Here is a 15873-nt window from a genome sequence, read left to right as displayed (position 1 = left end):
GAAATATTGACTTTAAACTTAAGCTATTCTGGGATATAGCTTAAGTTTGTTGTTGTATTTATACATTGACTTTAAGCTTTCGCTGCAATAGCATGAACAAGCACCTGTTTCCGGTTTTTTTCCTTTTCTTTTTGGTGTGGTCTTGCGCCGAAGATGCTGAAGTGTTTTTTAATGACCCAAGCCTTAAAATCCGCTTCATAAATGCTGACAGTCTGAAAAAGGCCAATGATAGTCTGGATATTACAAATAGTTACATCGCCAATGTTACTGAAGTTATCACCTACCTGAATAGTGGGTTGAATGTGTTGGAGGATAGTATTGACGAGCTCAACGATTCTATTGATATCGGAAGAACAGACTATATTGAAATCAGAGATGCCTTGATTGAGATGGAATCAGAGTTTACCTCATCATTGGAATTGATGAAAGAAAATTCAACCCTTTTAGCTGACTTGAAAAGCGAATTGACAGATGTCATCAACACTATTGAATCGGGTGATGTTCAGGTAACATCCATCACCAATGTTGAGAATAATTCTGTTCAAACGTATTCCGATAGTGCTACTACGTATAATTTGCCTTTGTCCATGAATTCTAATGTTTCTAAGTTTTCAATTGAAATAGATGGAATCTCTTATAATCTGGAAGTGGAATATGTGAAAGAGCAAGTGGTAGATGAAAAAAGAAGGATTAAAATTGTAGTATCAGATGTTAATATTATAAGTCATAATGGCTTTGATTCCACAAGCTGTCAATCACTAAACTGTGAAAATGAAACATCGGTTAAGCTTTATTTTTAGTGTACTAGTTACTTGCACTTTGATGGGCTTTCAATTAAAAGCTCAGGATGTCGAAGTTGATTCTTTGATTGTTGAAAGCAATCAAAAGTCAATTGAAGATTTGGTGAAAATAAAAACTTTCTATCCATTGATCAGAGATGTAAGTGCCGTAGTGGATTATGGAAAAATTCTTGGATACCTCAGTGGAGTAGAGAAGAAAAATGAAATTGGTGTTCAACTAGGAATCAAAAAGAACCTGTTGATAGTGGCTGAAGGTGGATACAGCACGTTGAATCCAAACGATTCGTATGTAAATGCCGACTATCAGGTAAGGGGCATATATTTTAGATTCGGAACTGGTGTTAGGAAAGTAATAGATCCTAAAAACAGTTTATCACTTTCAGTTCGATACGCAATGTCTGACTTTGAAGATCAGGGAACGATCAATGTAACGAGTTCATCAGGTTTGTTTGAACCTTATGAAGAGTCTTTTTCCAGAAAATCTCTTACTGCATCATGGTATGAACTGGTATTGGGATCGGAGAAAAAAATTAATACTAAGCTCAGTTTAGGCTTCTATTTTAGACTAAGAGTGATGAGTAAATATGATGAGCAAGAGCCTTATGATGTATTTACCATTCCAGGCTATGGCCGTACTTTTGACAATACTGTTCCTGCTGTTAACTTATACCTGAGGTATTTTTTTGTCGGCAATAGAGGCCCAAATTAGTTCCAAATCAGAACCCTGCGGGAAAAATCTATTCCAGAACCGCTTACATGAATAAGGTAAATACCATTATCCACATTGAGGTTGTTTATTTGATAAGTTTGATTTAGGGTGTTGGGATATTCCATTTCATTTACCACTTTGCCCATAAGATCCAGAATTTGAACTTCAAGATCTGATTTGGTTTTCAGGTCAAATTTTAAGTTAATAGTCGATTTGGCAGGAGAGGGGTAGATTCTCACCTTCTCGTCTTCAATATCCAAAAGGTTTGGCTCAGATGTAGTAAAGAACTCAATATCATCAAGATATAGGTTATTTCCGTTTTGATTGTCAATAACAAAAGCTACTCTTACCTGATTCCAACCAGCGTATTCTGACAGGTCGATGGTTTCGGTTTTCCAATCATTTGCTCCGTCAGGAATCCATTCTTCCGATTGTTGAACGACAGCCAAATCAGCTCCTTTCTTATCATAGACGACATGGTCATAACTTCTGCCACAATTCAAAGAAATCAGTACTTTCAACCTGTCATTTCTTCCTTGCACATTGGCGTAGGAAACTTTGAATGCCAATGATGCTTCGTTGCTTTCACTGAAATCGATCGAAGGACTTACAAGCCAGTTTTCTATGCCAATTTCTTCAATGTTGTATCCGTCAACTTTCACAGCCTTATTGAAAGAATTATCAGATGGAACATCTGTAACAGTCCAATTGTGAGCCTGATCTGGTCTGACAAAACTCCAGGACTTCAGGAAGTTTTCATCTTCAAATGATTCCCTGATTGGATTGGTGGCACTTTCTGTATTTACTTCAAAAAAGACATTTCGGCTGTCGTTTGCGGTGTTTTGATCTGCTACACCATTCGGGTTTGATACACTGAATAGAATCTCATGTTTTCCATTATCAATATTTTGAATGCCTGGTTTTGCGGTATAAGTTTTTCCAGGCAACAGATCTAGATCATTAATAAACAGTGTATGATTCAGCCCGTCCAGCTCATAATTCAGGGTAAAATCAGTGATGGTGTTTATCCCTGAATTTTTCACTTCTATTGAAGGGAAAATATCTTCACCACACGTTACAGCAGGAGTGTTGTACACACTTCTCAGAGACAGATCATAGTCAAGTTTATTTTCTGAGGTAATGGAAAAATCATCAATGTACAGGTTGTTACCTCCTCCGTTGTGACCAATGAATGCAATAACAACATTTTCGTTCCCTACAAATTCAGTGATGTTGATGTCAAGTTCCTCCCAGTCACCGGTTCCTTCCGGAACAAACGCATCAGTACTTAAACCTGTGGTACTTAGAGGCGGGCTGAATTTTTGGAATACATAATTTTCCTCTGGAAATGTATTGCCACAATCAGTGGAAACAGCAATGGTAAATACATCGGTAATATTTCCGGGATAAGCTGCATAAGCATATTTTAGGCTTATGTCGGCTGAAGGTAAGGAAGAAAGGTCAAATACAGGACTGATCAAAAAATCAGTTTCTCCATATTTCTCAGCAGGACTTTGGAAATAAGAGAGTACCATTCCCGTATTGTTGATCACCTGATATGGAGCTTGTTGTTGAGACCATGATGATCCACCGGAGGTACTTTGAAAGTTCCATTTACTAATCGAACTTTCAAAATCTTCAAAGAACGGAATTTGTTCTTCTTCTGAAAAACTTACATTGACTAGCAATGTATTATTTTCTTCATTGCCATCATCCACGCCATTTGTTTCTGTTATTTCAAAACGATAGGAACAGACACCTGACTGAGCAATTGTAATTTCATCAAAAGAAACCAGTGAAGAGCCCAATTCTGAGATTATAGTGTTTTTGGAGATTTTTTCAATGAAAACATTGTCTATATACAAGTCTATTTCAAAACTTTCTATTGTATTCAATCCATAGTTGCGCACTTCGATCTGAGGTGTAATGGCAGTACTGCAATCGCCTGATAACGGAGATAGAATTTGTCTGATACCCAAATCATTTGCTACAACTATGGGATCTTGCAATGCTTTAGATGTAATTAAGCTTTTTCTTCTTGGGCTATTTTCGAGAATGGTTCTCATTCGCTGACTTTGGCACGTGGTGAACAGGTTCATGCATAGATCATCTGAAAAATCAAGAAAGTTTTGAAACATATCAACCGAACCGCAAGATTCAACACTTCCTGCTGAAGGACATCCTTCCGTACTTCCGGATTTGATTGGAGTGTCGTCACAGAAGTCGTCGCTGCTACAGCCTCCTTCTCCCCAAATATGTCTTAATCCCAGAAAATGGCCTATTTCATGAGTAGCGGTTCTTCCCTTAGAAAAAGCTACTGCATTGTAGCCTGTGCCCATGTACTGATAATCGATAACAATACCATCGGTCAATCTGCTGATGCTTTGATCTACATCCATACCTTCCAGGTTAGATGTTGGGAATTGCGCATATCCCAGAAGGTTTCCTGAAATAGTAGTGATCCACAAGTTTAAATAATCCTCTGCTGGCCAGTAACTCTGGGCTTTTAACTCTCTGTCTGTATTGAAGGAGTATGAGGCCAGTTGACTTTTTTTCCTGACAATTCCATTGGTTGGCAATCCTTCAGGGTCTCTTTTGGCCAATACAAACTCAATTTTAATATCGGCCGCTACTGGTAGAAACTCTGTAGGAGTACTGGATGCATCTGCATTCAACCTCCTGAAATCCTCATTTAAAGTTTCAATTTGAGATGTAATTTGTTCGTCAGGAATGTTGCTGCGGGTGCCTAATGCTTCCCCCTGATGAATGATGTGCACTACTACCGGAATGGTATATATCGTTTCATCGTTTTCATTGATGAAAAAGTTGGAGATTCTTTTTTCAGAGATTCTTTTATATATCCAACCTTCAAACCGATCTTCATTTTCCGGCAAGCTTAATCGCTGATGTAAAATCTGTTGGTATTGGTCAGTTCCACATTTTTCCTGGCTATAGCAGGACAATTGTGACAAAAAATATGATATGAAAATTAATACGTAACGCAATGATGAGGCCTAATAGGAATTAAACAATTTCAAAAATATCTTTCACTAACGAAGATAATCTTGAAATCATTATACCCCTAGGTTATAGCGTAGTTTAAATGTATTTATTCAACATTTATTGCATTTATCCCTTTAATCTCCGGGGCAACTCTCTTAACAGCTTCTTCTATGCCAGCTTTCATGGTCATAGGAGACATAGGACAAGAGCCACATGCTCCAAGCAATTCCACTTGCACGATATGATCATCATCGATTTCGATGAGTTTCACATCTCCTCCATCTGTGAGCAGATAGGGTCTGATGTTTTCGAGAGCTTGTTCTACCCTGGATAGTAAATCCTGTTTTATATCTGTTTCCATTTTATATATTTAAAGACCTTACCTGGCCTTATTGATTCATCTGAACGACTTTTGTTTTGTCCTTGGAAGCATTTCTAATGGCAACTTGTCTGGCTACAGACTGAGCAAGAGCCGTAAAAGCTTCTCCAACAGGCCCTTCTTTCATCACAGCAGGATAGCCATTGTCACCACTTTCTCTGATAGATTGTACCAACGGTATTTCTCCTAAAAAAGGAACATCAAACTGTTCTGCCAATTTTCGTCCTCCTCCCTGACCAAATATGTAATATTTATTGTCCGGCAATTCTTCCGGAGTAAAATAGGCCATGTTTTCCACAGTACCTAAAACGGGTACATTTATTTGAGGTTGTTTAAACATTGAAAGCCCCTTTCTTGCATCAGCTAAAGCTACCTTTTGGGGAGTTGTAACCAATACGGCTCCTGTTACAGGTACAGACTGCACCAGTGTCAGGTGAATGTCACTGGTTCCAGGAGGAAGGTCTATCAGCAGATAGTCCAGATCTCCCCATTCTGTATCACCAATAAACTGCTTCAATGCAGAACTTGCCATTGGTCCTCTCCACACTACAGCTCCATCTTGGGGAGTTAAGAAACCAATGGAGACAAGTTTAACACCGTACTGTTGTATGGGCACAATCAGATTTTTTCCTTCCTTTTGAACAACTGATGGTTTTTCATATTCACAATTGAACATCGTAGGGATTGAAGGACCCGAAATGTCGGCATCTATGACTCCTACACTTGCTCCGGTTTTGGCAAGAGCTACGGCCAGGTTAGCTGTTACTGTTGATTTGCCAACTCCTCCTTTTCCTGAAGCCACAGCAATGATGTTTTTCACATTAGGAAGCAACAAAGAGCTTCCCCGTGTGGTGGTTACATTAGAAGTCATGTTGATAATCACTTCTATTTCTCCATTTGTCACCTTATCAATGGCACTCAGACAGTCCTTTTTTATCATCTCTTTCAGAGGACAAGCAGGAGTGGTCAATACTACAGAAAAACTTATTTTGCCTCCTTCTACTATTAAGTCCTCAATCATGTTTAGAGTAACCAAATCTTTTTTCAAATCAGGATCCTCTACCGTGCTCAGTGCTTTTAATATGTCTTCTTTTGTAATATCCAATTGCCGAATCTTTTCCTTTAATAAAATTTACTGCAAGTTACATCTTATGTGGATTTTTTGAATTAAAATATTTTTATTTTGATCAGGTGATCATACTTCATGGATTAACACTTTGGAAGTGTTCTGTGTTGTTATTTGTGAGTCAGGAATAAATAAATGACACTTTTAATAATACCTCTATACCTTTTTTGCATATAATTATCTATTTTCATGGCTTAAATTTAAATAGCAAAGAATAGTATGAAGGAATAGGAGGGTATAGGGACACTAACAGGTGAAATACGGGCTTATGGATAACAAAGTATTAGTACTAAATCAGGATTATTCTCCACTAACACTGTGTACGGTTAGCAGGGCATTTTTATTGGTTTTCCTTGATAAAGCCGAATTGCTCGCTGCAGATAAAGACAATGTACTAAGAAGTATCTCCAGGTCATATCCCATGCCATCGGTGATTAAAATCAAAAGTTATGTTCATGTTCCTTACAAAGGTGTTGTTCTTACCCGCTACAATATCTTTAAAAGGGATTCCTATCAATGTCAGTATTGCAGTACTACCAAAGATTTGACTTTAGACCATCTGATTCCGAGATCAAAAGGAGGTAAATCAAGTTGGAATAATTTGGTGACAGCATGCAAAAAATGTAATTCTAAAAAAGGTGATTGCACGCCCAAAGAGGCAGGCCTTGTATTGAAAAAGCCTCCATTCAAACCCTCTTATATAATGTTCTTGAAAAATTCAGTAGGAGTAGTGAAAGACGACTGGCAGCCTTTTCTCAAAAAAATAGCTGTGGCTTAGTAGGGTTTTTGGCCGATGTAATTTCCAGGTGGATCATAATTGCAAACCCAGGTTATCATGCCATTGCATTCGATTTGAGCACATCCTACTTTGGTGGTATTTTTCCACACCAGTTGAGTGTAATGACCACAAACTGCTCCTGATTTACATTTGTTTTTATTGTAGTTGTAATCTTTTTTCTCCCCGGCCCAAGAGTCAATGGCATCAGCTACTGAATAATAGCCTTTGGTGCCTTTAAAAAGATTTTCACCATACCCATTGCCACTGTGTTCGAAAGCACAGTTTTTCTCTTTGAGCTTTTTTGCCCATATGAAAGCCACATCTGCCAATTCCTGAGAATACTCTATTTTTCCTACACTTACATCAGCTCTCCAGTAGTTGTGACGGAGAAGAATGTCATTTATTTCAGCTTCTTGTGCTGGTTGGGCATGAGTTGTCATTGATAGTAAAATGACTACCGTAAGAGATGAAAAGAATACAAATTTCATAATGATCTAAAAATACAAATTATTAAACAGAACAAGTTCTCAAATATTGTTTATTTCCAATAGGTTTAATTTTGTGTCCTAATTCTAAATGGTATAACCTCCATCAGCGGTGAATACACTTCCTGTAGAATAAGCGGAAGCTTCAGAGGCAAGGAAGAGTGCCAGCCCTGAAATGTCTTCAGGCGTGCCAATTCTTGAAATAGGAAGCCGCTTGATCATTTTATCAGCAATGGGTTCATTGCTCCACAGTGCCTCACTGAACTTGGTTTTGATAAGCCCGGGACAGATTACGTTGGCCCGGATACCTGCTACGCCAAATTCCTTAGCCATTACCTTGGTTAGAGAAATTAAAGCCGATTTACTTACACTATAAATCCCGAGTAACGGTTCCGGAGAAAGCCCACCGATGCTGCTGATATTTATAATGGACCCATTGCCTGATTTCATCATGTGAGGAAATGCCATTTTAGACAATTCAAAAGGACCCTTTACATTGACATTCATAATATGGTCAAAAGCATCAGCATCCGTATTGAGCATAGGGCCAAAAGTAGGATTGGTTGCTGCATTATTAACTAAAATATCTATTTGTCCATAATGGGCAATCGTCTGATCAATAAGGTTTTTCAAGTCTTCCGCTTTTCCGGTGTTGGCAGCTATTCCAATGGCATCCTGTCCCTTGTCCGTTATACTCTTAACCACCAGGTCGATGGCATCCTGTTTTCTACTTGACACCACCACTTTAGCACCGTATTCAGCATAAAGTTCTGCTATAGCCTGTCCGATACCTTTGCTTGCTCCGGTGACAACTGCCACTTTATTATTCAAAGAAAATGTATTCATATTTGCCTGAATTTCAATTTGAACTCTAAATATACACATTGCTTTTAATGTCTCACTCAGAGAATGGGAGAAAATACCTCGCCTTAAGGCTCATGTTCACGTTTTTGTTTCAGTCCACCACATTATTTATAGATAAGCTGATTAGTACAGTTGTTGAAAGGAAAGGATTCTCGAAAACTGCTGTTCTGCATTATAAATCGATTTGTTGTCAACTTATTTTAGAACGGGTCATTAAACATAAAAAAAGCCGCCTCGAATATTCGGGACGGCTTTTGAGCACTTATATGTTTTGTATTGGCTTATGCCATGGCTTTTGCCATAGTAGCTCCTATATCAGCAGGTGATTTTACTACGTGTATGCCACACTCACCCATGATCTTCATTTTGGCTTCTGCTGTATCGTCAGCACCGCCTATGATGGCACCAGCATGTCCCATTCTTTTTCCTTTTGGTGCAGTTTGTCCTGCGATGAATCCTACTACCGGCTTAGGATTGCCCTGAGCTTTGATCCATCTGGCGGCTTCTGCTTCGTAGTTTCCACCGATTTCACCTATCATCACGATTCCATCAGTTTCAGGATCGTTCATTAGCATTTCCACAGCTTGCCTGGTAGAAGTACCTATGATCGGGTCACCACCGATACCTATGGCAGTAGATACTCCCAGACCTGCTTTCACTACCTGATCGGCAGCTTCGTAAGTCAATGTACCGGATTTAGATACAATACCTATCCTACCTGTTTTGAAAACAAAACCGGGCATGATGCCTACTTTGGCTTCTCCCGGAGTGATAACACCAGGGCAGTTAGGCCCGATTAAAGTAACATCTTTATTCTTCAGGTAATTTTTAGCGGTCACCATGTCTTTCACAGGAATACCCTCAGTAATCGTTACGATTACTTTGATGCCTGCTTCTGCGGCTTCCATGATAGCGTCTGCAGCAAATGCCGGGGGTACAAATATGATCGTCACATTTGCTCCTGCTTTTTCTACAGCTTCTTTTACAGTATTGAAAACTGGTCGGTCAAGGTGAGTTTGTCCTCCTTTTCCCGGAGTTACACCTCCTACTACGTTAGAACCGTATTCAATCATTTGAGAGGCATGAAATGTTCCCTCAGAACCTGTAAACCCCTGTACTATTATTTTAGAATCTTTATTTACTAATACACTCATGCTTTTTCTATTTTGTGCAAAAATAGAAGAATTAATCTCTTAACCAAAGGAAGAATTTCAATTGATTTATTTAATATTTTCACAGGCTAAATATCCCATGAAAGTGTAAGGTTGAAATTTAGTTTAATGGAGGTTTTGAGTTGAAAAATTATACTCAATCCATTAAGTAATCATCGATAAATTCTCTTACTGCTCCTTTGCCACCTTTGTTCTGAAGTTTGATGTCGGCAATGGCCTGTATTTTTTTGTGGGCATCCGCAGGACACGCCGACACACCTACAGCTCCCATGATTTCCAGGTCATTGATATCATCCCCTATATAAGCGATATCTTCTTTTGAAATGTTGAGGTTTTCGCACCATCCATCCAATACTTTCAATTTGTTCTGCATACCGACATAGCAGTTTTGAATGCCAAGAGCTTTGGCACGAAAGGTTACCATTTCCGAGACCATACTATGGCTGATGATGCCTACCTGAAAACCGGATTTTATCAATTCACGAATTCCCAATCCGTCTTTGGCACTGTATTTTTTAAATTGTTTTCCTTCTTCTGTCACATAGACTCCACCATCAGTTAGCGTACCATCCACATCCAGAATCAATAGCTTTATATTTTCTAATTTTTTACTCATAATCTGATTGAATATTAGAATGGCAATTTATGAAATTAAAGTGGTGAGTTAATCTGTAGAGATGTTTAATATCATTTACCCTCTCGACTTGTGTTTACTTATAGCTATGAATTTAACAATCTATGTCATTTCGACGAAGGAGAAATCTCTCAGAAGGTAAGCTATAAACTAGTGATATAAGACCTGTAAGGTTTCTTCCCAAGAAGAACCAGAAAACTACCGTCACCATCTGAGTTAATTAGATAAACCTTACAGGTCTGGAGCTATTAGAACCGTCACCTCTGCGAAGGCTGATGTCTTATAACAAGTTGATAAAATAACTATAAAGTGTTTTTTCCTTTACCCTGATTTTTTCCGTACCAAAGTCTTACTACCTGCTCAGCCGGTTTGTTTTGAGGGGTATATCTAGAATCATTTTCACCCCCGTGTTTTAGATGACTGGCATGCCATTTCCATAGAAATCCACCTGCAAACCAGTCTTCTTCCCAGTAAGTATTGAACAATGCTTCCAAGGCATTTTTTTGCCCTTCCATATTCAATACACCTTCTTTTCTGTCCATTTCCCAATGACCATCGGCAGTATAGTCCATGCTTCTGTAACCGTATTCCGTAAATAGAATAGGCTTGTGGTATTTGTCAGAAAAATCACTTAATTCTGATTTTATCTTCTTCCAGTTTTGTTTCAGTACAGAGACCTCAGGTGTTTTTTCTTTGCAAATGGGAAAGTACGCATCTACTCCGATGTAATCCAGTTGAGGCCAAAAAGTAACATTGGGGTAGTTGTCCCAATTGGCAGCATAAGTGAGTTGGCCTTTGTAAACGGCTCGCACCTCTTTTATCAGTTGCTTCCAATACTCAGGTCGTTTTTGAACTGCTATTTTGTATTCGGTACCAATGCATAATAATTCTACATTGAGTGAATCTGAAATCCGAGCATAAGTAAGGATGTATTTGGAATAATCACTTTCCCATTTTTTCCAATCGGCTTCATTTCCCAACTCAAACTCTCCGGCCCATCCTTGTCCTCTTACCCAGATGTGTGGTTTCATCATGATCTTCAAATCATATTTTTTCGCTTCAATGATGGTTTGGATAGTACCATCAACTCGTTCTCCCCACCATTGTCTGTCGTGGTTGAAGTGAACTTCAGGCTTGCCTTTCTGAGAAAAAGCATAGGGAGTAACCGCTATCCAATTGGCATTTATTTTGACAACAGGATCTATGTGTTCTGTAGTTATTTCGTGTCTTGGCGCAACGAAACATACTCCATTGACCTTTTTTGTAAATTTCAATTTGTCTTCGGAAAAGTAAAATCCAGCCAAAATGGGAAGGATAAGGAGCGGCAACAGAAATGAATATATTTTGCGACTTTTCATAAGTATTAACTACAACGAAAATACATATTTGAAGTCAATTATTTTTCCTTAACAATCTAAAAATGTTTTGTTGCAGAGTTGAGTAATTTTTAGAATTAGAATTAGTGGTGTCCGACTAAATTTTAAATACCCTAAAAAAGTACGTTTAAACGAAATGAGAAAAGATTTTTTCGATTTCCTAAAACTACCCCCGCCCCCTGAAGGGGTGATCAAAAAGTCCCCTTTAGGGGATTTAGGGGTGATTTTGATGAATTTCCTTAGAAGGCAAAATCTTTTCTCGGACACCAATAAATTAGAATCAATTTCCAACTATAACAAACTCAACCCTTCTGTTGATGGCTTGTCCTTCCGGTGTTTCGTTGGACACTATGGGGCTGGAGCTGCCAAAACCTTTGTAGTCCACTCTAAATTCATTGAGTCCTCTGGATTTTACAAGGTAGTCTGCCACTGCTTTTGCTCTTTGGGTAGATAGCTTTAAGTTGTATTCTTTCGTTCCCTTGTTGTCTGTATGTCCTTCTATTTCTATTTTGATGCGTTTGTTTTCAATCATATAGTCATAGAGTTTGTCTAGTTCGTCATAAGACGACTCCAGAAGCACAGCCTGATCAAAATCAAATTGTATGTTGTTCAAAATAAACTTTTTGCCTACATGAGCAGGACCGAAGTAGTCAGTGTCAGATGTATCCTTTTCTACAAGGAGTTCATCGGGATAAATTGGTTCATTAGGATCCAGCGGAGTTACTTTCACGTCATCAATGAAATAATAGGAGATCATTGGCTGGAGGGCTTTGGGCATTTTATCCTTTTTTGATACCGGAAATTTCCTTTTTGTTTTCTTTACCTGAGTGTTTTTGTCACTCACGAAATTTCCTATGGTCAATGCCAACTCGTTTCCTTTGGCTACAAATGTTCCTGATACTTTCATCCAGCCATTTATGTCTTCCATTAGTGAGTCCGGGTGGCTTTGAATCTGGGGTTTGTAATAACCCAAATCCATGGCTTGCCAGTCTATATGAGGCAGGTCTTTTGTGAAATACATGCTGATGCTGTTGGTCGCATATTCACAGTTTTCCGCCAGGCTTACCCACATTTCTGCGTAGTATGAATTTCCTTTTATCAATGGTTTGGTGAGTTGTACCATTAAAAATTCTCTATGGTTTGCCGGTAGCTTCCAGGTTTTGCCACTTTTTGAAGTCAGGTAGGTAATAAGCCCGGCGTATGCACTTCCTGATCTGGGTTTTTGAGTGCCAAATACATTGATGGGAACTCCAACCATAGTGCCATAGGAGCATTCGTGAAACAGGTCAGGAGAGGGGTCGGCTGTGCCAAAAGGAAACCAGGCTTTAGTAAATTTTAGCTGGTTCATTGTAAATGGACAATTTTTCATTTCCTCAAAACCAGGGTTTGTAACCATGTTTTGGCCACTTGCATAGAAGAAAGAAAAGGTTAAGCTTAAAAAGACTATATAACGAAATTTATGCATTGCCGCAATTTAACATCATTAACGATTTTTGATGTCAAAATTTTATTCTTTTGATAGGATTAATACTGACTTAATGTAAATGTTAAAAGAACAAAAGCCACCCTTTCGAGGTGGCTTTTAGTATGTTTAAAATGATTTAACTAGTAATTACTGGCTTTGGCAACCTGAATATCATTGGCTATATGCTTTTGGATAATTTCCCGGATTGCTGTTTTCACTTGCCCGCTGTTGTAATCGGTAGTGTCACTATATTCGTCTCCTAGTTTAAACAGGCGTTGAAACAACATCTCATCCTCGACTTTTATATTCAACGCAAGGTCTTTTTTGAGTGAAAAAAGCTCATCCCAAACAGTTCTCACGTCTGCCCAGTATTGATGATTTCTTGTCCACCAGTCTTTTGCAGCTTTGCATTTCGAGTTGTCAACCTTTGTATAGGTATTCCATCCTTTTTCCTGAGCAATAAGGCTGTCTGAACTTGTCCTTAAGACTTTATCATTGTCTTGTTCGTGCAGCCAGCCATAATCGGTGATTTCCTGACGGTTCGTTCTGGTCATCACATTGTAATCACTTCGTTTGGTTCTGTCTCTACGTGGGAGAGGAGCGTCAGCAGTGTTTTCCCAATAGTGTTTTCCGTCAAAATGCACCCAGGTAGCACTGCCTTCATATCTTGGGCTGTCATCAACCTGATACACCTTTTGTGTCCATTGACCTTTTACCTCTTTAGCATCTTTGCTTACATATTTCCAGTTGCTGTCTTTATCATACACCATGAAATCAGTGTTTTCATAAAGCCAGTCTTGCCGCCAATGCTTGATGATCATGGATTTACCCACTATCAGCAGGTGCTGTAAAACTATTTTGTCATTTTCTTCTTCCACAGGCAGTACATATTCCAGTGCTCCTGTAGAGTAATTGTCATAAAATTCATAGTCTTTGTTTGGAGAAAAAGTCTCGGCAAAATTGAAAGAGACTTCATAACATCCGCACATGGATTTGATGGCTTCTATGTCTTGTTTTTGTTTTTTCTTTTGGGCAATTGCTGCGAATGAAGCTACAACAAATACCATTGTGAATAATTTTTTCATTTCTTTATTTATTTTGTTTTATGGGAAAGAAAACTGATTTCAACTTGGGAAATGCATAGGCTATTACGAGAAGGTTTCCTGTTAAATAAGCCCCTGTCATTAACAATTCTACTGTATCATGAGGTTCAAGAAAAGCATGAAATAGGAAGATGTTTAGTGTGATTGGTACAGACATCACAGCACCAAGTAGTGACAATATCTGGCTTATGAGCAACACTCCGCATACTATTTCTGCTGCACCTAAAAATGGCCAGAAGTAGCCACTTTGCTTTAATCCTCCTATGAATGCTTTTATTTTCAATACATGGGGAGCAAGCTCTTTGGTTTCCTCTGTTTGTGGCCTGGGAGGTTTGGGTATGAACTTATTCACACCGCCATAAATCAGAAGTAGCCCCAGAGCTACCCTGATTATTATGACTGATATTTTAACAGACTTGTTCATAATTACTGAAGTAAAGCATAAGTGAACTGAGAATAACCTCGTGCACCTTCAGAACTAACAAGTGCAGTAAACTTTAATTTGAAATAATTGCCCTGAAAATCTTTTATGACATAATATCTGTCATCTTTCGCAATGCCATCTGTGCTGTTTCGCCAATCACTCGCTATGATGGTGCGGTTGTCATAGACTAAAGCCGATTCATCTATATCAGTTAGACTGAAATTATCATAAGACGGGACATCATATACATCATCTCCTGAGTAAATAATTACCTGATACAAGCCTACATTACCTAATGTATTGTGCAGCCCATAATCAGAGAAAGTAAGCCCTGCTCCGGGATAACCATAGAACGGACCATAATATGAAAATACTCCACTGAAGTTTATGTCCCATTTATCAGCTTCAGGTTCTACACTTACTTCTTCTTTATTTACCAAACTGAATGCCTTTAAAACATAGCTTTCATCCTTGGTTATTGTTGCTTCGCTAAAATTGGTGTCGTCCAAATCGGCATATTGCAAGGTGTAGGAAGAACCGTCTGTTAGTACCCTTAATTTCATAAAACCACGGTGATCTCCTGCTGTGTTTATAGCACTTGGTTCTGCTTCTGTATCGGGAATAGCATCTCCCAAAGAAATGATATATACGTTGTTTTCAGTGTCAGCTGTAGATATTTCTCCCATGGCAGTTTCGTCGATGTTACCCGCCTGGCTGTCAGTAAATGCAACTCCATTGCCTAAGTTCCCATATTGTCCATAGCCTAAAGGCAAGCCAACAAGTAGTTCTTCAACATTCTTTACTTCAATTTCAGTTGATCCATAGTCAGTGTATAAGTCGATTGGAGTGGAAAATTGAGTAGAGGAGTTGATAGCGTTTAAGTCTGTTACACCCGGAATTTCGGCAATGGAAACTTTTAATGCGGCATTTAAGAATACCCTGTTTTCACTTCCATTGTAAAAACCAATTTCCCATGTATCTCTTCTTACAGCCGTTTGCTTTCCTGAACTCAGATCAATATAACATTGATTTGGTTGTGTAGAACCACCTGTCAGCAAATCGATTGTACTTCCTGTGTTTATTACTTCGTCGAAAGACACTGTAGTGGACAGAGTACCGATGAGGTTTACATCTTCTTCTCCATCTACAGATAGTAAGTTGAAGGTTACATCTTTCCCTGAATCCAGAAACTCTGTCAGTCGGGTAATTGTAAAGCCTGCTGACTGGGAGCCAACGGGAACTGTTATGGTAATCAGGCCATCTGCTACGGCAGGAGAGGTGGTGTAATCTGTACCGTAGATCACACCGTTTTCAACTACTTCCAGCACAACAGTGGCCTCAACTATGGTTGGAACGGAAAAATTGACAACCACATCTACCTGCTCATTGGCACTTGCCAGGCCAGCCGAGCTAGTTTGTAGTGAAGATTCAAATATTCTGACTACATCTTCATCGCCTGAGCAGGCACTAAAGACTATTCCAAGCAACAGCATTGCTACTAGTAATTTCAATTGTTTTTGTATTCTATTCATTTTTATCTTATTTAGAAATGTTT

Annotated in this window: 15 protein-coding genes; 3 read left to right on the top strand and 12 right to left on the bottom strand. The window is 38.8% G+C overall.

The features are described 5' to 3' along the window. Positions 1-92 precede the first annotated feature (92 nt). Entirely contained in the window at positions 93-800 is a 708-nt protein-coding gene (locus AAOP42_RS17080; protein ID WP_349529771.1) for a hypothetical protein, read from the top strand. Next, entirely contained in the window at positions 772-1509 is a 738-nt protein-coding gene (locus AAOP42_RS17075; protein ID WP_349529770.1) for a DUF6048 family protein, read from the top strand. Before AAOP42_RS17080 ends, AAOP42_RS17075 begins: the two co-directional genes overlap by 29 nt. Here the strand turns inward: AAOP42_RS17075 and AAOP42_RS17070 are convergent. The 3 genes from AAOP42_RS17070 to AAOP42_RS17060 all read right to left on the bottom strand — a co-directional run bounded on the left by AAOP42_RS17070 (position 1506) and on the right by AAOP42_RS17060 (position 5996). Continuing rightward, the gene (locus AAOP42_RS17070) at positions 1506-4481 is read right to left on the bottom strand and encodes a T9SS-dependent choice-of-anchor J family protein (protein WP_349529769.1); all 2976 of its coding nucleotides are present in this window, start codon (positions 4479-4481) and stop codon (positions 1506-1508) included. The genes AAOP42_RS17075 and AAOP42_RS17070 overlap by 4 nt on opposite strands. A gap of 137 nt (positions 4482-4618) precedes the next feature. After that, positions 4619-4873, bottom strand: coding sequence for a NifU family protein (locus AAOP42_RS17065; RefSeq protein ID WP_349529768.1), 255 nt, complete (start codon positions 4871-4873; stop codon positions 4619-4621). A gap of 28 nt (positions 4874-4901) precedes the next feature. Then, positions 4902-5996 carry an Mrp/NBP35 family ATP-binding protein gene (locus AAOP42_RS17060; protein WP_349529767.1) on the bottom strand — a complete coding sequence of 365 codons (1095 nt, stop codon included), beginning with the start codon at positions 5994-5996 and terminating at the stop codon, positions 4902-4904. Positions 5997-6285: 289 nt separating this feature from the next. On the opposite strand from AAOP42_RS17060, the gene AAOP42_RS17055 reads away from it, so the two are divergent. Further along, positions 6286-6795: an HNH endonuclease gene (locus AAOP42_RS17055; RefSeq protein ID WP_349529766.1), complete on the top strand. Its 510-nt coding sequence runs from the start codon at positions 6286-6288 to the stop codon at positions 6793-6795. On the opposite strand, the gene AAOP42_RS17050 is transcribed toward AAOP42_RS17055, so the two are convergent. From AAOP42_RS17050 to AAOP42_RS17010, 9 genes are all read right to left on the bottom strand, one after another. Continuing rightward, entirely contained in the window at positions 6792-7283 is a 492-nt protein-coding gene (locus tag AAOP42_RS17050; RefSeq protein WP_349529765.1) for a pathogenesis-related family 1 protein, read from the bottom strand. The two genes, AAOP42_RS17055 and AAOP42_RS17050, sit on opposite strands and share 4 nt — an antisense overlap. An 84-nt stretch (positions 7284-7367) precedes the next feature. Then, positions 7368-8126 carry an SDR family NAD(P)-dependent oxidoreductase gene (locus AAOP42_RS17045; RefSeq protein WP_349529764.1) on the bottom strand — a complete coding sequence of 253 codons (759 nt, stop codon included), beginning with the start codon at positions 8124-8126 and terminating at the stop codon, positions 7368-7370. Between the two features lie 299 nt (positions 8127-8425). Then, positions 8426-9298, bottom strand: a complete 873-nt coding sequence (gene sucD / locus AAOP42_RS17040) for a succinate--CoA ligase subunit alpha (protein WP_349529763.1) — start codon at positions 9296-9298, stop codon at positions 8426-8428. 154 nt (positions 9299-9452) lie between these two features. Beyond that, the gene (locus AAOP42_RS17035; protein ID WP_349529762.1) at positions 9453-9932 is read right to left on the bottom strand and encodes a KdsC family phosphatase; all 480 of its coding nucleotides are present in this window, start codon (positions 9930-9932) and stop codon (positions 9453-9455) included. A 320-nt stretch (positions 9933-10252) separates the two neighbouring features. After that, positions 10253-11308 (bottom strand): glycoside hydrolase family 113, encoded by a 1056-nt coding sequence (locus AAOP42_RS17030; RefSeq protein WP_349529761.1) that lies wholly within the window; start codon positions 11306-11308, stop codon positions 10253-10255. A 298-nt stretch (positions 11309-11606) separates the two neighbouring features. Further along, a complete protein-coding gene (locus AAOP42_RS17025; RefSeq protein ID WP_349529760.1) occupies positions 11607-12674 on the bottom strand; it encodes an OmpA family protein in 1068 nt (355 codons plus the stop codon). Positions 12675-12931: 257 nt separating this feature from the next. After that, the gene (locus AAOP42_RS17020; protein WP_349529759.1) at positions 12932-13876 is read right to left on the bottom strand and encodes a DUF6607 family protein; all 945 of its coding nucleotides are present in this window, start codon (positions 13874-13876) and stop codon (positions 12932-12934) included. Positions 13877-13880: 4 nt separating this feature from the next. Next, entirely contained in the window at positions 13881-14318 is a 438-nt protein-coding gene (locus AAOP42_RS17015) for a DoxX family membrane protein (protein ID WP_349529758.1), read from the bottom strand. A gap of 2 nt (positions 14319-14320) precedes the next feature. After that, complete coding sequence (locus tag AAOP42_RS17010) at positions 14321-15850, bottom strand: HmuY family protein (RefSeq protein WP_349529757.1); 1530 nt, start codon at positions 15848-15850, stop codon at positions 14321-14323. Positions 15851-15873: the final 23 nt, after the last annotated feature.

Source organism: Reichenbachiella sp. MALMAid0571, from assembly GCF_040151475.1.
Taxonomy (GTDB): Bacteria; Bacteroidota; Bacteroidia; order Cytophagales; family Cyclobacteriaceae; genus CAXBNB01.
This window is presented reverse-complemented; position numbering and strand designations above follow the sequence as displayed.